Genomic DNA, 23,156 nt, shown 5'->3' with positions numbered 1-23,156 from the left:
AGCGGCTCCTGTCCGGAATGCTGGCAGGCATGTATTGCGGGCCGCGCCGCAAAGTAAATAAGCAAAAGCCGTGAAGACCAGCCTGCAGAAAGGTTGGTCTTCACGGCTTTTTTCTCATACGGGCTGCAGCTTGTCTTCCTTTCCGGTTTTTTTGTCCGCATCCTTTTGGTCTTCTTGCTCAGCGGGAAGGGACGCATCAGCCTGCTTCTGCTGCTGCTCCGCGGCAGCGGCAGCTTCTTCGCTTGCAGCGGTCTGCGGCGTCCGTTTCGAGCCAAGACCTGGCTGAACGGTATTGGCCGCTGTCTCTGTCTTCTCCTCAGGCTGTGATAGCCTGGATGACTCCGCCTCAGACAGAGATGCTTCGGATGGTTTGGAGGGGTCTGCGGCAAGGCTGTGATCTGGCTCCGGTTCCGGCTCGCGTTCAAGCGGCGGGGCTCCTTGCTCGTCGTTTTGTTCCGCCGCCGCCGGTTCTACGATCTGGAACCGGTTCATTTCCCGGAACAGCTGCTGGGACCAGCCCAGAATATCATCCGCCTGCGAAGCGATTTGTCGAATGGCGACATCCTGCTGGATCGAGGTGGAATTCACTTCTTCGACGCCTGCTGCGGTTTCTTGAGCAATCGAGGCTACGAATTGGACCGATTCCACGAGGAGGTTGTTTCTATCCTTGGCGGAAGCGATCTGGACATTAATCTGTTCGATATGCGAGGACAGCTCGTCCATCGATTCCCGGATATGCCGGAATGATTCGAGGCTATCGTCCATTTTGCCCTCCTGCTGGCTGAATGAGGCCCTGGCTTCGCCCAAGCTGCTTTCCAATACCTTCGTCTGCTGCTGAAGCGAGCGGATGATAGCCGAAATGGAATGGGACGACTGGTTCGTCTGCAGGGAAAGCTGCCGGACTTCCTCGGCAATCACCGAAAATCCGCGTCCATGCACGCCGGCTCTGGCGGCTTCGATGGCCGCATTCAATGCCAGCACATTCGTCTGCTGGGAAATATCGGTGATCGTATTGACGATCTTATGAATTTGGCCGGTGCTGGCCGATAAGGTTTCCATCGCTTCATATACTTTGTCCAGTACCTGCCGGGACAGCGAGGACGCTTCCTTCAACGCTTCCATCGAAGCGGAGCCGGTGCGGGTGTTGGATGCGGCTTCCTGGCTTTTCGTCTGCATGGTCTGAGTAAAGGCGGAGACGATTTCCAGCTCGTGCTCTAACTCCGTCATGATCGACGCGCTCTGCTCCGAATGCATTGCCTGCTGATCGGCTCCGGCGGAGATCTCATGAATGGCCCGAACGATGTCCGCGTTGGCGGCTGCCGTCGAGCCGGAGAAGCTGTGAAACGCATGAGAATGCTCCGCCAGCGCGGCGGCAATGGTCCGGGTATTCCACAGCATCGCCCGCACCTGCGAGGTCATATGATCAAAGTCCCGGCTGAGGGCTCCGAGCTCATCCTGCGCGCTGCTGTCGATCCGGCTGCGCAAATCCCCCGAGGCGATGCGGCGGACGGCCTGCTGAAGCTGCTGAATCGGACGGATAAACGACCGCACCAGGAGATAGGCTATGACCGCGCTTGAAATCAGGACCAGCACGGAAGCCGCCACCATGACGAGCACGGTTTGATGCAGCATCGTTTGGGTGGCCGCTACCGCAACCTCGGCATCTTGAGAGTAGGCGATATAAAATTGGTCCACATTGGTGAAAATCTCGCCCATATATTTTTGCGATTCATTATATAAGTATTCCATATTACGGTCCAGATCGGTCTTGGACAGCTGGTTTTCCTGAATCAGCTTGGCGGCGACATCGAATGTGTTCGTATAATCGACCGTCAGGGAGATCAGCTGGCTGCGCCATTTGACCTGTTCGGGGGTGGTCGCCGTATCGCCGATCCTTTTAATCATGTCGTCGAATATTTTCCGCTTTTCATTATATTTAGGAATATACTCGGTTTTTTTGGATATTTCCAAGCCCGAAGCGATAATATTCAGCTCCTGCACCATTTCCTTCAATTCCAGGGCCATCAGTTTTAAATCGACTTTTTCATTCTGCTGCTGCAGTTGAGCCTTCATATTATTAATCTGTTGTAAATTGTACCCCGCGACGCCCAAGAACAGAATCAGCATGACGGAAAATCCGAGTAATAGCTTGGTTTTCAGCGTTGATGACATCCTTGAGGCTAGCTTCTGCTTCCATCGATTCATAGTATCCCTCCATCACAAAATGCTCCATTATATGTATCTAGGGGCTAGTATAGGTCTGGAATATTAAGACAAAAGCCTCATTTTGTAAAGATTATGTAAAATATGAGCGCCTATTATTTTTAACATTCCGTTAACGTTTCGAGGGTTGTCGCTTTACATTCGGTTGCTAAGATGTCCTTGTAAACAAAAACAAAGGATTAAAGGGAGGACATGCAGGATGTTGAAGCTTTTCACAAAAAGAGGTTTTAGCTTTGCACTGATCGCGATATTAATGATGGGGGTTCTGGCTGCCTGCGGAAGTAAGACGGCGGCTCCGGATACGAAAACACCGGCTGCGGGTTCGTCGGCAACCACAACGGATAATAAACCGGAACCGGCTAAAGAGCTGAGCGGAACGGTTACGGCTTCCGGCTCGAGCGCACTGCTTCCATTGGTGAAGCAAGCGGCAACGGAATTTATGGAGAAAAACCCGAAGGTAACGGTTAACGTTACGGCAGGCGGCTCCGGCACAGGCTTGAAGAACGTAGCGGACGGCACTTCCGACATCGGTAACTCCGACATCGAAGCCGGCCCTGAATATAAAGACAAAGGTCTGGTTGACCATGTTGCGGCGATTGCTCCGTTTGCTTTGATCGTAAACAAAGATGTAGCAATCGATAACATTACTAAAGCGCAAGCGGCTGATATTTTCATGGGTAAAATCACGAACTGGAAAGATGTCGGCGGCAAGGACGCAAAAATCGTTGTCGTTCACCGTCCGGACAGCTCCGGCTCCAAAGCGCTTGTGAAGCAAATCGTTCTGGACGGCAAAGAATTTACAAAAGACGGCGTAACGCAAGAATCCAGCGGTGCCGTTGCTACCACAGTAGGTGCGACTTCCGGCTCCATCGGTTACGTAGATACCCCTTACATCAACGATACTCTGAAAGCTTTGAAATTTGATGGGGTAGCATTCAGCAAGGATGCGATTAAAGGCGGCAAATACCCGTTGTATGGCGTAGAGCATATGTATACGAAAGGTGAAGCGAAGGACGCTGTCAAAGCGTTTATCGATTACATCACCAGCTCGGATTTCCAAGGCAAAAAGGTAGAGGAATTGAAGTTCCTTCCAGCCGATTTGTTGAAAAAATAACGAATCGTTTTTTATAAAAGGGATGCGGCCCAAGTGGGCTGTGTCCCTTTTTTTGGGGCCCCGCAAAGTACCTGAATCCGCTTCGAAGCATGGCGCCACTTTGTGGGGTTATTTTGCGGACGGCGGGCTGCGAATATTGGCGGAATATTAATTTTTACATTGTCTTAACAAATCATTTGTACGGCTTTTACATTTGTCCTCTATGATGATAAAGAAGCAGGGCATATCCAATATAAAAAACATACGGCGGTACTTACCGTACTCATGTATTTTAATTGAGCTGGGGGGCAAAGGTTGTGAGTTCTATCGCTGAGAAGCTGACTGAAAAAACGAAATCGGAAAAGAAATTAAGTCAATGGACGCAAAAACAAAATCGTTACGACCAAATTATGAGGTGGATCTTTGTCGGCAGCGCCATTCTCGTATCGGGTATTATTTTTTCCATCATTGTCTTTGTCGGGATGCAGGGGGTCAAAACGTTTGCGGATGTGTCGCCGCTGCGGTTCTTTTTTTCCGCGGATTGGACGCCGTCCCAGGGCGAATTCGGGATTTTCGCCTTTTTGTACAGCACGCTGCTGCTGACGCTGCTGTCGGTCGTTCTGGCCGTGCCGCTGGCCTTGTCGGGCGCCGTCTTTATGGCTAAAATCGCGCCGAGCTGGATGCGCGAAATTATGCGCCCGGCTACCGACCTATTCGTGGGCATTCCCTCCGTCGTATACGGCCTGATCGGCCTGACGGTGATCGTTCCGGCCTTGGCCAAAATGACCGGCGGCATCGGGTACGGCATCCTGCCTGCAGCCATTATACTGGCTATCATGATCCTGCCTACGATACTTAGTATATCCGAGGATGCGATCCGCGCTCTGCCGAGCCGTCTGGAAGAAGCTTCTCTGGCTCTCGGGGCGACAAGATGGCAGACCATCTGGAGAGTGCTGATCCCCGCCGCGCGCCCCGGGATTATCACCGGTACGATTCTTGGCATGGGCAGAGCCATTGGGGAAACGATGGCCGTATTCATGGTCATCGGCAACTCGCCGCAAATGCCGGAATCGCTGCTTGATTCCACAACGGTATTAACGACAGCCATTGTGAAAGATATGGGAAATACGAACTACGGAACAACTTGGAACAATGCTTTGTATATGATGGCGCTCGTGCTGCTCCTGATCTCTTTGTTCCTGATTGTCATTATCCGTTATGTTGCCAAGAGGAGTGAAGTGAAATGACGAGCAAATCGACCGACCGGATGGCTACGATCTATTTTTGGGCAACCGGCATCGTAATTATGCTGCTGCTGGCCTGGTTTCTCATTCGCATTCTGGGAGACGGGCTGCCGCAGCTGTCCTGGAAATTCATCACCGGCAAACCGCAGGAAATTATGGCAGGCGGCGGCGTCGGACCGATGCTGTTCAACTCGTTTTATATCTTGTTCCTGTCGCTGCTGTTCTCTCTGCCCATCGGCATCGGGGCCGGCGTCTACCTGACGATTTATGCCAAGCAGAACCGGTTTACGGATTTTATCCGGATCTCCGTCGAAGCTTTGTCTTCGGTTCCTTCGATTGTTTTCGGCTTGTTCGGTTTCTTGTTGTTCGTGAATTTAATGGGCTTAAAATTTTCCATTATCGGCGGTTCGGCTACGCTGGCTCTATTGAATTTGCCGGTTCTGGTCCGGGTCACGGAGGAGTCGCTCCGTTCGGTGCCCGAATCGTATTGGGAGGCTTCGCTGGCGCTGGGCTCGACCCGCTGGCAGGCGATCCGCAAGGTGCTGCTGCCTGCCGCGCTGCCCAGCCTCATTACGGGCATTACGCTTGTGGCCGGCCGGGCATTGGGCGAATCGGCGATTCTGATTTATACGGCAGGCTTGTCCGTATCCCGCTTTTTCCCGGATTGGAATCCGCTCACGATGGGGGAAACGCTGGCCGTCCATTTGTGGTATGTGCAGTCCGAGGCGATTGTGCCTGACGCCAAGCAAATTGCAAAAGGCAGCGCCGCGCTGCTGCTCATCGTCGTATTGATCTTCAATCTCGCTATTGGGATTCCTAGCCGCATCCTACAAAAAAGACTATCCGGGGGGAAATAAACCGTGACCCAGAAAAATAAAATTAAAGTCGAAAAGCTGAACTTGTTTTACGGGGAAAATCAGGCCCTGCACAGCATCGGGCTCGAAATAAAAGATCATTCGATCGTGGCGTTAATCGGACCGTCGGGCTGCGGGAAATCCACTTTTCTGCGCACGTTGAACCGGATGAACGATCTGATCGACAGTGTGCGGATTAACGGAAATATATATGTAGACGGGCACAACATATACGGGCAGGAGATGGATGTCGTCTCGCTGCGCAAAAAGGTCGGGATGGTGTTCCAGCGGCCGAACCCTTTTCCGATGAGCATCTATGACAATATCGCGTACGGACCGAGAATTCACGGGACGAAGAAAAAAGCGGTGCTCGACGAAATCGTGGAGAAGAGTCTCGTTCAAGCCGCTCTGTGGGATGAAGTGAAGGACCGCCTTCACAAGTCGGCTCTCGGCTTGTCGGGAGGTCAGCAGCAGCGCTTGTGCATCGCACGCCTGCTTGCCGTTGAGCCCGATGTGCTGCTGATGGATGAGCCGACGTCCGCACTGGACCCGATTTCCACCCTGAAGGTGGAGGAGCTGACGCAGACGCTGAAGGAGAAATATACGATTATCATTGTGACGCATAACATGCAGCAGGCCGCACGGATTTCCGATTATACCTCCTTTTTCTTAAACGGCGAACTGATCGAATCGGATCAAACGGACAAAATTTTTACCGCACCGACAGATCAAAGAACAGAGGATTACATTACCGGCCGATTCGGTTAACTCTAGAAGAAGGAGGAGAAGCATGGATACAAGATTTAATTTTCACCAAAGCGTAGAAGAGCTTCAAGGCGCCCTGCTGCGAATGGGCGGGCTGGTAGAGGAATCCATCTCGCAGGCTGTCGAATCGCTCGCCGCATCTGACGAGAAATTGGCTCGCCAAACCGTAGATCAGGACGATACGATTGACGAGATGATGCTTGAAATTGAAGAGCGCTGCATGCGGCTGATTGCGCTGCAGCAGCCGATGGCCAGCGACCTGCGCATCATCGGGACCGCTTTGAAAATTGCGACGGACCTGGAGCGGATCAGCGACCACGCCGTGGATATCGCCAAGATTACGCTTCGTCTGTCAGGCGAAGCCCTGATCAAGCCGCTGCAGGACATTCCGAAGATGGCTGCGCTCGTTAGAGAGATGCTTCATGAGAGTCTGATCGCTTACACGAAGCGCGACATCCACAGAGCCGCGGCGCTTGCGGAGCGGGACGATCAAGTGGATAAAATGTACAGCGCTCTGCGCAATGAAATCCTTGGCCTGATGAACCAGGATTTTGCCCGCAACCGCCAGCTGTCCCAGCTCATGTTCGTCGCTCATTATCTGGAGCGGGTCGGGGATCACTGTACCAATATCGGTGAAGGCGTCATCTATATGGTGACGGGCAAGCGCAAAGATTTAAACATATAACAAAGAGAGCCCTGGGCCTTGTGCCTCAGGGCTTTCTGAATCTATAAGCGGAAGGCAATCCGAAGTTGACAGTCAGCAAACGAAACTATTGAGGGAAGGGGTATGGGTGGGGGGAAGTTTACGTGCCGTCTTTGAAGCCGTGTTCCTGCCGCTTGATCTCATCTAAGGGAACACAGCTTCAACAACGGCTGAAACCCCATACCCCTTCCCTCCCCGCGCACTAACGTATGGGTTTATTCCTGTATTTTAAGGTTCTCTTCGATACAAAAGTTTACTTTATTGCCTCACTTCCGGTATCTCCTGACATTGCCTAAAGGTTAAGGAATGCGTTACACTTTAGGTATGGAGGGATCGGCAATGAACGTGAATCGAATGCAGCAAATCGGACCGCCCAGATTCAGGGTCGCTACGCACATCCTGGTTCGGCTTGCGAAGGACAGAGGGTTCTTATCAAGCGCTGCAATCGCTTGTAAGGTGAACTCCCACGCAACCTTCCTGCGGAGGGTGCTGGCTTCTTTGGCGCAGGCCGGCATTGTGGAAACGAAGGAAGGCCGGGACGGGGGATATGGATTGAAATTGCCTGCGGATCAAATTACGCTGGCTGATATATTTCAAGCGGTAAAAAACGACTGTCAGCTGCCGCATGCGGAAGAATGCAGCGCATCGGCAGAGCTGGACAAGGCGCTGGAAGAAATTATTTATGCGGCCGAACAGCAGACAGCGAATTATTTGCGCAGCTTTACTATCCAGGATTTGGTTAGAATGGAAGGAACAAAGGGGCGAAAATGACCGGGTTGACTTACGGTTTTGTTGTAACTATAATGATTACATCGAATGGAGGTGCAGCAAAATGAAAGTTGAAATATGGTCTGATTTTATATGTCCTTTCTGTTATATCGGCAAGCGGAGATTCGAAGAGGCATTGAAGCAGTTTGCTCATCGGGATGAGGTGGAGGTTATTTACCGGAGCTTCGAGCTGACCCGAATGCTCCGAAGGATTTTGATTACGATGTGCATGGTTTGCTCGCCTCGAAATACGGCATGAGCCGGGAACGGGCTCAAGCGATGAATGCGGATATGACGAAACAGGCGGCTGACGTCGGTCTCGAATACCGTTTTGATACGGCGGTTCCGACCAATACGTTCGACGCGCACCGTCTTGCGAAGTATGCGTCCGGCAGCGGGAAATTGGAACAAATGACCGAGCGGCTCTTGCAAGCCTATTTCACAGACTCCAAGCATATCGGAGACCATGCCGTCTTATCGGCATTGGCGGGTGAAGCCGGACTCGATCCCAAGGAAGCAGCGGATATGCTGGCAGGCGATGCGTACAAGGATGAGGTCCGCGCAGACGAGCAGGAGGCGGCGGAGCTTGGCATTCGCGGCGTGCCGTTCTTCGTGCTGAACCGCAAATACGGCGTTTCCGGGGCGCAGCCGCCGGAGGTATTGGCTCAGGCGCTGCAGCAAGCGTGGGAAGAGGAGCATCCGAAGCTGACGCTGCTGAGCGAATCGGTTTCAGATAGCGACGATTCCGCCTGCACGGACGGCACATGCAGCCCGGCAGCGGGAAGCCGCCAGCCATAAACCGAGACAGGCAGAGGCGGGGGAGATACCGCTTCTGCCGTCTATTTCAACATAGCATCATGCGGGAAGACGATGGCTTTACTCACCCGGCATTTTCATAGTTGCATTAATCAACTATTGCTTATATAATGTGCTTAGATCAGTTGCAGTTAATTCGAATTCGCTGCAATTTCATTTCGTTTCAAACTGTGCTTGATTTAATTGCAGTACAGTAGAGAAGAATAGATTCGATTATTCGGGAGGATGGATTCATATGTCTAAATTAGTTCATCAGGAAGCAGTGTTTGCTGACGTCATTCGGGACCGGCATTCCGTACGGAAATACGATCCCTCGTTTAAGATTTCAAGAGAAGAATTAACGGAGCTGTTGACGGAAGCGACCTTGGCTCCTTCGGGCGCGAACATTCAGCCTTGGCGTTTTTTCGTCATCGATGAGCCGTCATTGAAGCAAGTTTTGCTGCCAATCGCCTTCAATCAGGAGCAGGTCGTTCAAGCTTCAGCGGTAATTGCTGTGCTGGCTGATACGCAGGCTGATTCCAAGGTGGATCAAATCTACGGCGCGGCGGTAGAGGCCGGCTATATGACCGAACAGGCTAAAGAAACCCTCACAGCCAATATTCGCCGTCATTATGCCGATGCTTCGGCCGAAGTCGTCAGTTCCCTGATGGTGGACTGCGGGCTGGCTTCCATGCAGCTGATGCTGGCCGCCAAAGCAAGAGGCTACGATACGGTGGCGATGGGCGGCTACAATAAACAAGCGTTCCAGGAAACCTTTGGCATTCCGGACCGCTATAAATCGGTTATGCTGATTGCCGTAGGCAAAGCGGCACAGCAGGCGCACGCTACGGTTCGTCTTCCGATCGAGGACGTAACGTTCTGGAATGAATATACCGGAGAGAAGTAAGCCCCGGGCTTTGAAGCTTTCGGTAAATAAAACCCCCGCCTCCACGGACTGGAAGCGGGGGTTCTGTCTCTATACAGGGTATTATTTATTTGGCCAAATGACGCATGGAACGGCGGCGGAACAGGTAGGTCGCATAAGATCGCGGCTCCGATAAAGCCGTAGAAAACGATATGCGATACCGCAAGAAATTGGGCGGTTGTCAATTTATAGACCAGCACGGTGCGGACGGCGGCTTCCGCTAGAAGCATAACAGCCCAAATCAGCGTGATGAAACGGATGGCGAAGCGGAAGCGGGGCAGTTCCCATTTGCCTGCGAATTCAGCTTGAGCGGCGGCTTCATCCGCTACGGTAAAGCGCAGCGCCAAATAATAAATAAGCGGGCGGCGAAACAGCAGGGAGACGAGGAACAACAGGCCCACCGCCGCGGTAATGAACGACTCCCGGATCAGCAGCAGCTTCTCGCCGCCGCCCATCAGGATGAGAAGGATGCCGAGCACGAATGTAAAGAGCATCATACCTGCGAACACATCCAGCTTTCTATAGCGGAATAAATGTATCAAATTATCGAGCAGCGGCACGACCGTTGCGATCGATAGAGCCGCGAAGCTTGACATATGAGGCTCCAGCAGCACATAAACCAAATAAGGAATGGCCCCGTTGATAATCAAAGTAAGGATAATGCCACGCACCGTTTTATTCATATAATCCTCCCAAGTCCTTCCTATATATAAATCCGGTCTCCCCTGCATCCTGCCTTTACCTTTGGCCCGGCTTAAGCTTCCCGAATAAACAGCTCTTCCGTAAACAGGCCGTGGAACCCGAAAGGGATATGATGAGGCACCTGAATTCTGCCCATCTCCTTAAAGCTTTGCGCATCAAGCACCAGCAGGAAGGAATGTCCCTGCTTTCCGTTCAGCACAACGGACAAGACGACGCCGTCATCCTCTGTACAGGCATTCGGCTTCTCGACGAAGATCGGTTCCCCGGGGTAACAGCCTTGCTCATACCATGATTGGGATATTCCCGTCTGTACGTCGGCTTTAACCAGCTGGTTCGAGAAGATCTCGATGGCCGAGCGGTTGGTGCTGATGCCGTAGGCGTACCGGTACGGCCGGCTGCCGTTGCTGCCGTAGTTGACCGTAGGCAGATCCATCGTTTCCTCGGATAAAGCTGCCGCGGTGACGAAGGAAGCGGGGCTTTGCAGCGGAAGAACGTATCTGCGAAGCTCGGTAAAATGATCTCTGGCGTTCTCAAGGGCATCGGCTTCCGAGGCGGCGGTGAGCGATTCCACCTGCAGACTGCCGACAATTCCCGCCGTGCGGGTGGCGCAAATATCCAGCACGATATCCTGCCCGTGCTCGTAAGCATTGACATGATGGAAGGAGAAGAAAGCTTCCGATTCAAAGGTACGAATCCGCGCACCGTCGGATTTCCGAAGGACATGGAAACGGGTGCCCTGCTCCGGCTTCCATTTGAAATTTTCGATAAAGGACTTGCCGCTGCTCATCAGTTCGCCAGGGTGGACGAGGAAAGGAAACTCCGCCAACACTATATAATGCTCTGTCACGGCAAAGCTGTGAATATAGGAGGGCTCCGATACCTGGATGGATCCGATCCTTTCCTTGCGGCTGGAATTCGGCGCGATCGAATAGAAATGATAATAACTGCTCGGGCCGAACTCAATGGTGAAATTGAGATGACGTTTTGTTCGGAAATCCAGATGCGGATGCGCTGTGGTGAACTGCCCCGGAAAAGCATTGTCAAAGCTGTAGACGCCTACCGTATCCAGCGTATGCGGATCGAATTCGATCACGTTCGGCGTTTCCGTCATGGCGACGTAATGACCGTCGATGGCGGACAGATTCACGTTGGCGTTGTTTCCCTGTTCCGTTTTTTTGCCGCGTGCGGAGCCGAAGCCTGCCGCCAGCTCTCCGGTCTCCATCGCACGGCGGTATGCATTCGTGTGGAGATATTTGTTCGAGTAAAAGACACGGGATTGCCGGAAGGTGAACTTGTGCAGCATCGCGAGTCCGTCGAACCAGTGCGTATGCCAGCCCTGCTTCGTTGTAAACTTTGCAGGCCCGTTGCGGAACAGCGTACCGGTGAGCCACTCGGGAACGGTACCGGTTATGCTGAGCGGAATCATCTGCACTTCGCGGTCCAGATTGGTGAAGCCTAGTTGATACAAGGGCTGATGAATCATAGGAAATACCACCTTTGCCTATGGATATGGTTTTGAATCAGGCGTTGTATAGGACAGCTTCGCCGGTTCAGCTTACTTGGATTGGGGGCGGAGAAGCATCTGGAAAATATCCTTCGTCGTGATCGTTGAGGAAGTCGGGCCGATCTGCTGCTGTACGCGAAGCCCGTAGGAAAACACAATATACATGGACGCCATCTTGGCTGCATCCGCCGAGGCGGGGATGACCTGTGCCTGCTGGCCGATACGGATCCATTGGAGCACCGTATCGTAGATGAACTGCTGCTGTTTGGCTAAAATTGCGGCAATCGTCGGATTATCCTTCTGGCTGATCAAATAAACGAAAATCGCATTGAAGACGCTGTTCTCCTGGCTGTTCTCGGCCAGCCCTTCGGCAATGACCTGGAACGGAAGCGAAGAGCGGTTCTCGCTCGTCACCTGTTGGACGGCTTCGTAAAATTTGGTATTCATCAGCTCCATCTTGGACTGCAGGATCAGCCCGAAGAGCTCATCCTTGCTCGAAACATAATGGTAAATGGCTCCCTTGGAAAGGCCTGTGCGGTTAATGATCTCCTGCAGTGTCGTGCTGCGGCAGCCTTTTTCTTCAATAAGCTGCTCGGCGGTGGATAAAAGCAGCAGGAAGCTGGGATTGGTGCTGAGTTCGGAATTCGTCATAAGCGGCAGGCTCCTCCAACTGAATAGACTTGCAACATACCGACCGGCGGTCTGCTGATGGTTTTTATTTTACATACCGACCGACGGTCTGTCAATGACCTTTTTATATTTACAAAAAATTAATATGCGAGTCATAGGACTTTTTACACTGGGTTTATTGTCCTGTGCTATAGTATACGCATATCGCAATCTACGGCTAAGTAGGGATGTACATGGCAGCGGATCATGAAATGAAATCAAACGGAAACGGGCCGGCAGCGATGCCGGATGACGGCGCGTCTCTTCGAACCGAGCTGCAGCGCCTGCTGCATCAGAAATCGGTTCATTCCTTGTACCAGCCCATCGTTTCCTTGCGCAATGGAACCGTGCTGGGCTACGAAGCGTTAACGAGAGGGCCGAAGGGCACGCGGCTGCACTCTCCTCTGCAGCTGTTCAAGCTTGCGGAGGAGCAGGGCGTGCTTTACCCGCTCGAGAAGCTGGCGCGGGAAACGGCGATCCGCGGCTCCATGGCGGCCGTGCGCTCGTCCGAGCTGCTGTTTATTAATATTTCCGCGGCGATTTTGCAGGATGCGGGCTTTACGAGCGGAAGAACCCTTGAGGTGCTTCAGGCTGTCGGAATGGAGCCGAAGCGGATCGTTTTCGAAATTACCGAGCGCAGCTCCATTGAAGACTTCGGGGCCGCGCAGCGCATTCTGGAGCATTACCGCAAGCAGGGATACCGAATTGCCATCGACGACGCCGGAGCGGGCTATTCGTCCTTACAGGCTATTGCCGAGCTTCATCCGGATTTCATCAAGGTGACCGCTCGTTAATTAAAGATATCCATCTTCACAAAACGAAGGAGTACATATTAGAAACCTTCGTCGCTTTTGCAAGGAAGCTGCAGATCCAGATCATTGCCGAGGGGATTGAGCAGCAGGATGAGCTGCAGCTTCTAACCCGGCTTGGCGTCCATTACGGGCAGGGGTATCTGCTCGGCAAGCCTGCAAAGGAGCGAAGCACGGTGAACCCGGAGCTGATGCAGCTCATTGTGCGGCAGTGTATCCTGAATGAATCGGCCGGAGGCGTATGGACGATCGGGGATTTGGCGGTGCCGGTGGGCGTGTTCGAGAGCAAGGCGCTCATATCGGAGGTCGCGAATTATTTTAAAAAGCACGAAAATGCGCCCGGCGTCGTCATCGTCAACCAGCAGATGCCTGTCGGACTGATGATGCGCGAGCGGTTGTTTCAGCAGCTGGCCGGGCAGTACGGCTTCTCGCTGTTCTGGAACCGTACGATTGATCAGATCATGGATTCCGCGCCGCTCATCGTCGAAGAGCAGACCCCGGTGGAGAGCGTCTCCCAGCTGGCGACCTCGAGAGAGATTCAAAATTTGTATGATCTTGTCATCATTACGAGGAATGGGCGGCTTAGCGGCGCCTCGACCATCCGCTCCATCCTGGAATGCATTACCAATGCCCGGATGGAGTACGCCAAGGTAGCCAGCCCCTTAACCGGGCTGCCCGGCAATACGCAGATTCATAAGGAGCTGCACAAGCGGCTGATGGAGAATAAAACATTTTCCGTGCTGTACGCGGATTTGGACTACTTCAAGTGGTTTAACGACAGGTACGGATTTCAAAAGGGCGATCAGCTCATCCAATATACGGCCGATACGATTCAGCAGTCGTTGGTGCTCTGCGGCAATCCGCTGGATTTCGTCGGGCATATCGGCGGGGACGATTTTATTGCCATCACGGCATCGGAGGAGCCGGAGAAGCTGTGCCGGGAGCTGATCCGCAGATTCGATCAAAGCGTCGGCTTGTTCTATGAGGCGGAGGATTGGGCCTATGTTGAGGACCGGTCGGGGAACCGGGTGGAGAACAGCGGCGTAACGATTTCGTTATCCCTTATCGTATGCGAGCCGGGCGTGCCCATTACGCTGGAGGATATTTCGCAGGCGGCGGCCAGACTGAAGAAGCGGTCCAAAGCCTTCGCAAGAAGCGCTTACTCCGTAAGCCGCCTGGGACCGCCTTTAATGGAAGAAGAAGCCGATGCACGATAGGGTGCGTACGGCTTCTTGGCTTTACGTCCAGCCGCCGGGGCGGCGAAAACAAGCTGTACAGCTTACAGCAGCTCCTGCAGCTGATCCATATGCTGAATGCAGTACACATTCCGCTTCCCGAGCTTTTGCTGCGAAATTTTCCTGGAGGTGCTGCCGCTCTGGATCCAGACGGCGTCGAGCCCGGCCTTGGTTGCTCCGCAGACGTCGTGCTTCCACGAGTTGCCGACCATAAGAATATGCCGCGGCATCAGCGCAAGCGTCCGGATTGCGGTCTTGAACAGCTGCATACCGGGCTTTTTCTCCCCGGGGTGGTGGGCCGTAAAGATCCGCTCCTCTGGAAAGTAGCTCTGCAGCCCGAACCTTTCCAGCAGGTGGATCACCTCGCTGCGGGGGGAATTGCTGATGATGGCGAGCTTGTAGCGGGGGGCCAGCGCGCGGAGCGTTTCTTCGACGCCTGGAGCGAGTGACTTGGCGGCCAGCCTATGCCTGCGCACAAGCTGAAAAAACTCTTTGGCAAACTGCTGATGCACCGGCACGCTTAACTCCTGGAGCGCTTCCTGCAGACACTGCTGCTGCAGCTCGTCGAGCTGCATGCGCGCCAGCTTGATTTTTTTATGCTGCTGCCAATAATGCTGATATTTACTCCATAATTGATCCGCCTGGGGGAGATCCTCCTGAATCCAGCGGGCCGTATAATCCTCCCAAACCAAACGAAACGCATGCTCAAAATGAATGCCTTGATGAATTAAGGTTTGATTGACGTCGAAGCAAATCGCTTTTTTTCCTTGAGTCCGGTAAGTATTGTTCATGATCCAACCTCTTCCTCCGTTCATGCGAACGTATCGCCTTCCCTTATTCCCTATACTTATACCTATGCGTCAGCAGGTATCGTCACCCCTAGCATTAGGAAAGTGGGGGTAAGCTTTTTTTCTTTCATTGTCCTATGCTATCATGGAGATAGTTAGGGAAAATGAGGTGCAGTTATGTCCAAATTAATTTTGATCGACGGCAACAGCATTGCTTACCGCGCATTTTTTGCACTGCCATTGTTAAGCAACTCGAGCGGCTTGCACACGAATGCCTTGTATGGTTTTACGACAATGCTCCTTAAGCTGTTGGAGGAACAAAAGCCAACGCATTTTCTGATCGCATTCGATGCAGGGAAAGTGACGTTTCGACATACGCAGTACGCAGAATATAAAGGCGGAAGAAGCAAAACGCCGCCGGAGCTCTCGGAGCAATTTCCGGTGCTGAAGGAGCTGATCGCTTCGTTCGGCATCGCCCAGTATGAGCAGGAAGGCTATGAAGCGGACGATATTATCGGAACGCTGACGCGTCTGGCGGATGAATCCGGAGATTTGGAAGTCATCGTTGTATCCGGGGACAAGGATATGCTTCAGCTGGCATCCGATAAGGTGAAGATTGCCATTACACGCAAAGGCATCACCGAGGTGGAGCTTCACGATCCTGCTCTGATCCAGGAGAAATACGGGCTCGTTCCGAAGCAGATCATCGATCTGAAGGGACTTATGGGCGATGCGAGCGATAATATCCCGGGCATCCCGGGCGTAGGCGAGAAAACGGCGCTGAAGCTGCTCCACGAGTATGAAACGGTGGAAGGCGTGCTGTCCAACACGGACAAGCTGAAGGGCAAGATGAAGGAGAAGATCGAGCAGCACGCGGATGATGCCCGGATGAGCAAGGAGCTGGCGACGATTTTCCGCGAGATGCCGCTTGAGAAGCAGTGGAGCGACCTCGTTTACAACGGCTACGACGGACAAGCCTTGAGCTCGATGTTCCGCAAGCTGGAATTCAAATCGCTGCTGGAGAAAATGGATTTCGGCGGCGGCGAAGCGGGTTCGGAGAATGTTCCTGCACAGGAGGAAATCCGTTCGATGACCGTCGACGGCAGCAGCATGAAGCAGCTGATCGACGCGCTGCCGCAGGTGACCGCCCTTCATATCGAGGTGATTGGGGACAACCCTCACCATGGAGAGATTGTCGGCCTTGCCCTTCAGGCGGAAGAGCCAATCCTTTTATGTGCCGTTTGCGCTGGTTCAGGAGAACGGAGAAGAGGCCCGCCAGCTGAAGGCTTGGCTCGAATCGGCCGACAAATCGGTCGCCGTCTATGACCAGCACCGGGCTGAGGTGGCTTTGGCCTGGGCGGGCATTCAGCTGCGCGGCGTCTCGTTCGATGCGCTGCTTGCAGGCTATTTGCTCGATCCGACCGAGTCGGCCCTATGGTTAAGCGGCCTGGCGGCCAAGTACGGTCTTCCTGCGCTGAAGCCGGACGAGGACGTATTCGGCAAGGGAGCCAAATTCAGGCTGCCCGAGACGGAGGCGCTGAGCGAGCATTTATGCCGCAAGGCCGCGGCCATCCAGGGCCTGATCGAGCCGATGCAGCGCGATCTGGAAAGCAGCGAAATGCAGCAGCTGTTCTATGAGCTGGAGCTTCCGCTGGCCGGTGTTCTGGCCTCGATGGAGGAGAAGGGAATCCAGGTCGATACCGACGCGCTGAGACAATACGGCGCGGAGCTGGGCAGCGAGATCGACCGGATCGTCAGCGACATTTATGATGCCGCGGGGACGGAGTTTAACCTCAATTCGCCGAAGCAGCTTGGGGAAATTTTGTTCGAGAAGCTGCAGCTGCCGCCCGTCAAGAAGACGAAAACCGGTTATTCCACCGACGCCGAAGTGCTGGAGAGGCTGGAGCCGCATCATCCGGTGATCGGGCATATTCTTCATTACCGGACGCTGGCCAAGCTGCAGTCTACTTATGTAGAGGGACTGCTGAAGGAGGTCCGCGAGGATACCGGCAAGGTGCATACGTATTACCGGCAGACGATCGCGGCGACCGGCCGGCTGAGCAGCCAATATCCGAACCTGCAGAACATTCCGATCCGTCTCGAGGAAGGCCGCAAAATCCGCAAGGTGTTCGTGCCCTCCGAGCCGGGCTGGTCGATTCTGACCGCGGACTATTCGCAGATCGAGCTTCGCGTGCTGGCGCATATTTCCCAGGATGAGCGGCTGATGGAAGCGTTCCGCCACAATATGGATATTCACACCAAGACCGCGATGGACGTATTCGGCGTTGCGGAGTCCGAGGTGGACTCGAACATGCGGCGGCAGGCCAAAGCCGTTAACTTCGGGATCGTATACGGCATCAGCGATTACGGCTTATCGCAAAACTTGAATATTACCCGCAAGGACGCGGCGGCGTTTATCGAGCAGTATTTTGCCGTGTTCCAAGGGGTTCGCAAATATATGGACGATATCGTCCAAAAAGCTCGCCAGGACGGCTACGTGACGACGCTGCTGCAGCGCCGCCGCTATTTGCCGGAGATCAAGGCGTCGAATTTCAATCTGCGCTCGTTCGCCGAGCGGACTGCAATGAATACGCCGATTCAGGGAACCGCGGCGGATATTATCAAGCTCGCCATGGTTCAGATGGACGAGCGACTGAAGCGCGAACAGCTGCGCAGCCGGATGCTGCTGCAGGTGCATGACGAACTGGTGTTCGAGGTGCCGGAGGAGGAAATTGGCGTGATGAAGACGCTGGTTCCCGAAGTCATGGAGAACGCGCTGAAGCTCGACGTCCCGCTGAAGGCGGATGTTGATACGGGAAGCAACTGGTACGAAGCCAAGTAAGAAGCAGAGCGTACCGCACAATATATAGCCACTATCAACTTCTCAGAGGTGAAGCATCATGCCGGAGCTGCCGGAGGTCGAAACGATTCGGCGAACCTTAAACCAGCTGGTTGTAGGGAAGAGCATCGAACGCGTCAGCGTTCATCTGCCCCGCATTATTCAGCTTCCCGAGGAGATCGGGGAATTCTGCCTTCTGCTGGAGGGGCAGACGATTCAATCCATAGAGCGGAGAGGGAAGTTTCTCCGCTTTCTTTTAGACGATTTCGCGCTGGTCTCGCATTTGCGGATGGAAGGCCGCTACGGCCTGTACAAGCAGGAAGATCCGCTGGAGCTTCATACGCATGTCGTGTTTCATTTTACGGACGGCACCGAGCTGCGCTACAAGGATGTGCGCCAGTTCGGCACGATGCATTTATTTCCCAAGGGACGCGAGCTGGAGGAGAAGCCGCTCAAGAAGCTTGGACTCGAGCCGCTTGAGGAGAGCTTCACCCTGAAGGCTTTCAAGGACAAGATTGCCCACCGAACGACCAAAATCAAACCGCTGCTGCTCAATCAGGAATATATCGTCGGCATCGGGAATATTTATGTGGATGAGTCCTTATTTCTGGCCAAGATCCATCCGGAGCGGGAGGCTAATACGCTGTCGGCGCAAGAGCTGGCGGCTCTTCACGAAGCTATCGTCAGCACGCTGAACGACGCTGTCGCCGCCGGAGGCTCGTCCATCAAATCTTACGTGAACGGGCAGGGGGAAATCGGTCTCTTCCAGCATCAGCTCAAAACGTATGGCCGTAAAGGGGAGCCCTGCTCCGAGTGCGGTTACGCTATTGAGAAGACGGTGCTCGGGGGACGCGGCACGCATTTTTGCCCCCAATGCCAGCCGTTAAAACGCAAACGAATTAGAAAAGCCTAGCTTTCGGCAAGTGGTACGCTGCCAGATGTGCACCCTCCGCCCAATTTCGCCATATAGTAGGGTAAAACGGTCGGGAGGTCTTTACTCATGCTGCCTGTTGTCTCCTTGTTGGTGTTGGCTTTAGCGGTAAGCTTAGACGGTTTTGGCGTCGGAGTCATGTATGGCTTGCGCAAAATCCGGATGCCGCTCATCTCGATAGGCATTATCTCATTATGCTCCGGATGCATCATTTATATGGCGATGCAGATCGGGGTCTGGATCAGCCAATTTGTCGATCCGGTCTTTGCCAAAGCGATCGGCGGAGTTATTCTGATCGGCATCGGCATCTGGGCGGTCTACCAGGTAGTCAGCGAGAAGAAAGAGGAGAAGTCCGAAGAAGTGCCGGCCGGGAAAGATCCGCAGGATAGCAAGGATTTGACGGTTCGGGAAGAAAGCGCGATGCCGCCGGTTCACCGGACGAAAGAAATTGTGTACATCGAGCTGAAACGTCTGGGGCTGGTGATTCAAATCCTGAGAACCCCATCGATCGCGGATATCGAACCGTTCGGGCAACATTTCGCCGTATGAGGCGCTTTTACTGGGCGTCGCCCTGTCTTTGGACGCTTTTGGCGCCGGGATTGGCGCCGCGCTGATCGGCTTTACCCCGTGGCTGACGTCGACGGTCATTGCCTTGGCCAGCGGCACGTTTTTGGCCAGCGGCTTGCGGATAGGCTTTATGTACTCGGAATTGTCGTGGATTCGCCGATTATCGATGTTCCCTGGTTTCGTTCTGATTATTATGGGTATTATGAAACTATTGTGAGCTGTCATTATTATTAATACTAGGAGAATTGGCTATGAATATCGGTTTGACCGGAGGCATCGCCTGTGGCAAAAGCACGGTTTCGGAGATGTTGGTGCGGCGCGGGGCGATGCTGGTTGATGCCGACCGCATTGCGCGGGAGGTTGTAGAGCCCGGGATGCCCGCTCTGGCGCAAATTGTAGAGCGCTGGGGGGCGGAGCTGCTGCTGCCGGACGGTTCCCTCCACCGCAAAAAGCTTGGAGAGATCGTATTCGCCAGCCCGGATGCGCTTCAAGAGCTGCAGCGTATTACCCATCCGCCGATTCGTGCTGCAATGCGCGAACGGATGGCGGAGCTGCAGCGGCTGCATCCGGACAAGCTGGTCGTGGTGGATGTTCCTTTATTATATGAATCCGAGCTGCAGTCCTTGTTTGAAGCGGTCATGGTCGTATATATTCCACGCGAGCTTCAGCTGGACAGGCTGATGCAGCGGGACGGACTGACCAGAGAGCAGGCCGAGCAGAGGCTTCGGGCCCAGATGGATATTGAGCGCAAGAAAGCACTCGCGGATATTGTCATCGATAATCAAGGCACCTTGGAGCAGACAGAAGGTCAAGTGAAAACTTTCCTCAAGGAAAGGAGGCTGCTATGAGCTTCGGCTTTTGGCGTAAAAAGCGTGTATTCGCTCTGCTGTTCATTACCTTCGTCGTCCTTCTGTTCATCAGCAGCGATAAAGTCGGAAAGCTGCTGTATCCGATCAAGTACGAGGAAGAGATCCGCTCCAATGCGGAGAAATATGAAGTTGATCCGCTGCTTATCGCCGCAATTATTCGAGTCGAATCCAATTATAAAACGAATATTTCATCCAAAAAAGGCGCCTTCGGTTTAATGCAGCTGATGCCTGAAACGTCCGATTGGATCGTGGAGGCGGGGAAGTTCTCGCCGGAATGGAAAAACAATCTGGACAATCCTTCGGTCAGCATTCAGCTGGGGACCTGGTACCTAAGCTACCTTCACAAGCAGTTTAAGGGAAACCAGGTAGCGGTTATCGCCGGATACAACGCCGGTCAGGGCAAAGTTATCCGGTGGCTGCAGTCGGAGGAGTGGGACGGCACGCTGCTTAATGCGGACAGTATCCCGTACGGTGAAACAAGGCATTACATTCAGCGCGTTTTGTATTATTATAATAAGTATCACAAGCTCTATTCAAAAGAATGGGGTATCGCTTCGTGATTGTACCCGGAAAAAGAAAGAAGCATTGGACAAGCTCCTTTAAGAGCCCGTTGTCCAATACTTCTTCTTCTTTTCCTCTGTGTGTGTCGCTTAATTAGCGGTTACCGCCAGCAAGTGTTTGCTCAGCGATTTGTACCAGGCGGCGAGTGATGTGTCCACCGATTGCACCAGTGTCACGAGTAGCCATGTTACCGTAGTAACCGTCTTGTGGAATTGCGATTCCCAATTCTTGAGCTACCTCGTATTTCAACTGATCCAAAGCTTGGTTCGCTTGTGGCACAACCAATGTGTTGCTGCTTCTGGATTGTCCTGCACCCATGTCTGTTCACCTCCTTGTCGGTTGGTAATCCTATTATGTGCTTTTTGCTGAAGTTCATTACAGGGATTCACTGGCAAATCCGAGGGCAGTTTGTTATGGGGCTGAAAATAAAAATGAAAGCAACATGAAACGAAAAGAAAAGGAGGGAAGCCTTAATGAAATGTCCTTACTGTGACTATGCGGGAACGAAGGTGCTGGATTCACGCTCCGCTAACGAGAATAAATCGATACGCCGCCGCAGAGAATGCGAGAGGTGCACCAAACGCTTCACCACGTTTGAAATGGTGGAGGAGACGCCTCTGATCGTCATCAAAAAAGATGGCAGCCGCGAGGAGTTCAGCCGCGAAAAAATGCTGAGAGGGCTGATCCGCGCTTGCGAGAAACGTCCCGTTTCCGTAGAGCAGCTGGATATGATCGTCTCCCAGGTGGAGAAGGAGATCCGCAACACCGCATCGGCGGAGGTGGATAGCCGCGAGATCGGCGAGATTGTGATGGGACAGCTGTATCCGGTCGACGAAGTGGCGTATATTCGATTCGCTTCCGTGTACCGTCAATTCAAGGATATTAACATGTTCATGAAAGAACTGACGGAAATTTTATCGAAGCATGGGGTTGGAGACAAATAACTGCAGAAAATAGGACAAACCTGTTGACAAGGTTTTCGTTCATGTGGTATATTTCTTTTTGTCGCCACACGGGGCCTTAGCTCAGCTGGGAGAGCGCATCGCTGGCAGCGATGAGGTCAGGGGTTCGATCCCCCTAGGCTCCATAAAAAAAGTCCTCGGAACCAATTAGGGTTCCGGGGATTTTTTTATGCCTGGGCAGGGGCCGAACCCCGAGGTTCGCCCGCGCGGACGGAGCGGAGCGGAGGAGCACGGCGTCTGAATCTACCGCTAAGGTCGTCATCGTCGAAAAAGCATCGTGAGCAAATTCAATCGGGATTCATACATCCCCCTAGGCTCCATAAAAAAAGTCCTCGGAACCAACTAGGTTCCGGGGATTTTTTTATGTCTGGGCAGGGGCCCAACCCCGGGGTTCGCCCGCGCGGACGTAGCGGAGCGGAGGAGCACGGCGTCTGAATCTACCGCTAAGGTCGTCATCGTCGAAAAAGCATCGTGAGCAAATTCAATCGGGATTCATACATCCCCCTAGGCTCCATAAAAAAAGTCCTCGGAACCAATTATGAAGTGCACCCCTTAGAATAGACATTGGAAAAACCCCTTGGTTAATCCGATGAATTCTAATGGGTGCATTTTTATGGCGATAAAAGGACAAAAGTTTAAGCATTATCCAAAATGATTAAAAGTGGAAGCCATTCGGCTTCATGTAGAAGATGGATGGAGTTACCGAAAGATTTCGGAACATTTGGACATTCAAGATAAGGACCGTGTGAAAAAGTGGATGAGGACGTATCGGGAATGCGGGATTGCTGGATTTAAGGATAAGCGAGGGAATCCTTCTAGGATTGAGACAGAACAGGAGCGTGAACTTCGGCGGCTGCAGTTAGAGGTGGACGTCTTAAAAAAGTGGTTACACATCTTGAATCGGGAGGGTTACAGCGGCGGCACCGCGTGCATATTTGGGCGTAAGCAGGAGACGGTGGGGTATCGTCGCATGTATCGTCAATATGGCCATGTCGTGAATCATAAGAAGGTTCTGCGTCTCATGCGCGAGCTAGGAATCCAGGCAATCATCCATCGAAAATATGCCTATCGAACAAGCTATGAAGCAGCTGTATCGGATGGAAGAGTAGCTGAGAATCACGGCCGAAGGCCCAAATCAAAGCGGGTTACCGATGTTACGCAATATCGTGTATTTGACGATCGGATTTACTTATCCGTCGTAAAGGATCTTTGGAACGGTGAAATTGTGGCTTACCATATAAGCAGACGTAACGGTAATCCACTTGTATTAGAGACGTTTAGAAAGGCATTTGATGGACTAATCAGTTTCGTGCACAAAGTGTCGGAGACAGGCCATAGTATAGCCTAGTT

General features: G+C 53.0%; 19 protein-coding genes, 1 tRNA gene and 4 pseudogenes. 18 read left to right on the top strand and 6 right to left on the bottom strand.

All coding sequences use genetic code 11. The features are described from left to right. Positions 1-114 precede the first annotated feature (114 nt). Positions 115-2,205, bottom strand: a complete 2,091-nt coding sequence (locus ACHHV8_RS24900) for a methyl-accepting chemotaxis protein (protein WP_395162102.1) — start codon at positions 2,203-2,205, stop codon at positions 115-117. A gap of 217 nt (positions 2,206-2,422) precedes the next feature. On the opposite strand from ACHHV8_RS24900, the gene ACHHV8_RS24895 reads away from it, so the two are divergent. The 8 genes and pseudogenes from ACHHV8_RS24895 to ACHHV8_RS24860 all read left to right on the top strand — a co-directional run bounded on the left by ACHHV8_RS24895 (position 2,423) and on the right by ACHHV8_RS24860 (position 9,352). Continuing rightward, positions 2,423-3,337, top strand: coding sequence for a phosphate ABC transporter substrate-binding protein (locus ACHHV8_RS24895; RefSeq protein WP_395162101.1), 915 nt, complete (start codon positions 2,423-2,425; stop codon positions 3,335-3,337). A gap of 389 nt (positions 3,338-3,726) precedes the next feature. After that, positions 3,727-4,563 carry a phosphate ABC transporter permease subunit PstC gene (gene pstC, locus ACHHV8_RS24890; protein ID WP_395163617.1) on the top strand — a complete coding sequence of 279 codons (837 nt, stop codon included), beginning with the start codon at positions 3,727-3,729 and terminating at the stop codon, positions 4,561-4,563. Then, the gene (gene pstA / locus ACHHV8_RS24885) at positions 4,560-5,417 is read left to right on the top strand and encodes a phosphate ABC transporter permease PstA (RefSeq protein ID WP_395162100.1); all 858 of its coding nucleotides are present in this window, start codon (positions 4,560-4,562) and stop codon (positions 5,415-5,417) included. Before pstC ends, pstA begins: the two co-directional genes overlap by 4 nt. Before the next feature lie 3 nt (positions 5,418-5,420). Further along, entirely contained in the window at positions 5,421-6,182 is a 762-nt protein-coding gene (gene pstB / locus ACHHV8_RS24880) for a phosphate ABC transporter ATP-binding protein PstB (protein ID WP_395162099.1), read from the top strand. Between the two features lie 22 nt (positions 6,183-6,204). After that, complete coding sequence (gene phoU, locus ACHHV8_RS24875; protein ID WP_395162098.1) at positions 6,205-6,864, top strand: phosphate signaling complex protein PhoU; 660 nt, start codon at positions 6,205-6,207, stop codon at positions 6,862-6,864. A 357-nt stretch (positions 6,865-7,221) separates the two neighbouring features. Further along, entirely contained in the window at positions 7,222-7,653 is a 432-nt protein-coding gene (locus ACHHV8_RS24870) for an RrF2 family transcriptional regulator (protein WP_395162097.1), read from the top strand. A gap of 61 nt (positions 7,654-7,714) precedes the next feature. After that, a pseudogene (locus ACHHV8_RS24865) lies at positions 7,715-8,448 on the top strand (DsbA family oxidoreductase). Between the two features lie 253 nt (positions 8,449-8,701). Beyond that, complete coding sequence (locus tag ACHHV8_RS24860; RefSeq protein WP_395162096.1) at positions 8,702-9,352, top strand: nitroreductase family protein; 651 nt, start codon at positions 8,702-8,704, stop codon at positions 9,350-9,352. Here the strand turns inward: ACHHV8_RS24860 and ACHHV8_RS24855 are convergent. From ACHHV8_RS24855 to ACHHV8_RS24845, 3 genes are all read right to left on the bottom strand, one after another. After that, positions 9,238-10,053 (bottom strand): VC0807 family protein, encoded by an 816-nt coding sequence (locus ACHHV8_RS24855; protein ID WP_395162095.1) that lies wholly within the window; start codon positions 10,051-10,053, stop codon positions 9,238-9,240. The two genes, ACHHV8_RS24860 and ACHHV8_RS24855, sit on opposite strands and share 115 nt — an antisense overlap. A 71-nt stretch (positions 10,054-10,124) precedes the next feature. After that, positions 10,125-11,555: a carotenoid oxygenase family protein gene (locus tag ACHHV8_RS24850; RefSeq protein ID WP_395162094.1), complete on the bottom strand. Its 1,431-nt coding sequence runs from the start codon at positions 11,553-11,555 to the stop codon at positions 10,125-10,127. A 72-nt stretch (positions 11,556-11,627) separates the two neighbouring features. Next, positions 11,628-12,227, bottom strand: a complete 600-nt coding sequence (locus ACHHV8_RS24845; RefSeq protein WP_395162093.1) for a TetR/AcrR family transcriptional regulator — start codon at positions 12,225-12,227, stop codon at positions 11,628-11,630. Positions 12,228-12,433: 206 nt separating this feature from the next. On the opposite strand from ACHHV8_RS24845, the pseudogene ACHHV8_RS24840 reads away from it, so the two are divergent. Both ACHHV8_RS24840 and ACHHV8_RS24835 read left to right on the top strand, forming a co-directional pair. Next, a pseudogene (locus ACHHV8_RS24840) lies at positions 12,434-13,152 on the top strand (EAL domain-containing protein); the annotation flags it as partial. A 78-nt stretch (positions 13,153-13,230) separates the two neighbouring features. Then, positions 13,231-14,271 (top strand): GGDEF domain-containing protein, encoded by a 1,041-nt coding sequence (locus ACHHV8_RS24835; RefSeq protein WP_395163616.1) that lies wholly within the window; start codon positions 13,231-13,233, stop codon positions 14,269-14,271. A 62-nt stretch (positions 14,272-14,333) separates the two neighbouring features. Here the strand turns inward: ACHHV8_RS24835 and ACHHV8_RS24830 are convergent, their stop codons facing one another. Further along, positions 14,334-15,080: an HAD family hydrolase gene (locus tag ACHHV8_RS24830; RefSeq protein WP_395162092.1), complete on the bottom strand. Its 747-nt coding sequence runs from the start codon at positions 15,078-15,080 to the stop codon at positions 14,334-14,336. A gap of 174 nt (positions 15,081-15,254) precedes the next feature. Between ACHHV8_RS24830 and polA the strand changes: the two are divergent. From polA to ACHHV8_RS24805, 5 genes and pseudogenes are all read left to right on the top strand, one after another. Further along, a pseudogene (polA, locus tag ACHHV8_RS24825) lies at positions 15,255-17,919 on the top strand (DNA polymerase I). A gap of 58 nt (positions 17,920-17,977) precedes the next feature. Continuing rightward, on the top strand, positions 17,978-18,829 hold the full coding sequence (gene mutM, locus ACHHV8_RS24820; RefSeq protein ID WP_395162091.1) for a DNA-formamidopyrimidine glycosylase: 852 nt from the start codon (positions 17,978-17,980) through the stop codon (positions 18,827-18,829). An 87-nt stretch (positions 18,830-18,916) separates the two neighbouring features. Continuing rightward, positions 18,917-19,631: pseudogene (gene ytaF / locus ACHHV8_RS24815) on the top strand (sporulation membrane protein YtaF). A 34-nt stretch (positions 19,632-19,665) separates the two neighbouring features. After that, on the top strand, positions 19,666-20,262 hold the full coding sequence (gene coaE, locus ACHHV8_RS24810; RefSeq protein ID WP_395162090.1) for a dephospho-CoA kinase: 597 nt from the start codon (positions 19,666-19,668) through the stop codon (positions 20,260-20,262). Continuing rightward, entirely contained in the window at positions 20,259-20,843 is a 585-nt protein-coding gene (locus tag ACHHV8_RS24805) for a lytic transglycosylase domain-containing protein (protein ID WP_395162089.1), read from the top strand. Before coaE ends, ACHHV8_RS24805 begins: the two co-directional genes overlap by 4 nt. Positions 20,844-20,937: 94 nt before the next feature. On the opposite strand, the gene ACHHV8_RS24800 is transcribed toward ACHHV8_RS24805, so the two are convergent. Then, entirely contained in the window at positions 20,938-21,162 is a 225-nt protein-coding gene (locus tag ACHHV8_RS24800) for an alpha/beta-type small acid-soluble spore protein (protein WP_395162088.1), read from the bottom strand. 155 nt (positions 21,163-21,317) lie between these two features. On the opposite strand from ACHHV8_RS24800, the gene nrdR reads away from it, so the two are divergent. The 3 genes from nrdR to ACHHV8_RS24785 all read left to right on the top strand — a co-directional run bounded on the left by nrdR (position 21,318) and on the right by ACHHV8_RS24785 (position 23,154). After that, on the top strand, positions 21,318-21,788 hold the full coding sequence (nrdR, locus tag ACHHV8_RS24795) for a transcriptional regulator NrdR (protein WP_395162087.1): 471 nt from the start codon (positions 21,318-21,320) through the stop codon (positions 21,786-21,788). Positions 21,789-21,858: 70 nt separating this feature from the next. Next, positions 21,859-21,931: transfer RNA gene (locus ACHHV8_RS24790), tRNA-Ala, on the top strand. A 536-nt stretch (positions 21,932-22,467) separates the two neighbouring features. Next, a complete protein-coding gene (locus ACHHV8_RS24785) occupies positions 22,468-23,154 on the top strand; it encodes an IS3 family transposase (protein WP_395162086.1) in 687 nt (228 codons plus the stop codon). The last annotated feature ends 2 nt before the right edge of the window (positions 23,155-23,156 follow it).

The sequence above is a fragment of the Paenibacillus sp. TAB_01 genome, assembly GCF_043945595.1.
GTDB lineage: Bacteria > Bacillota > Bacilli > Paenibacillales > NBRC-103111 > Paenibacillus_S.
This window is presented reverse-complemented; position numbering and strand designations above follow the sequence as displayed.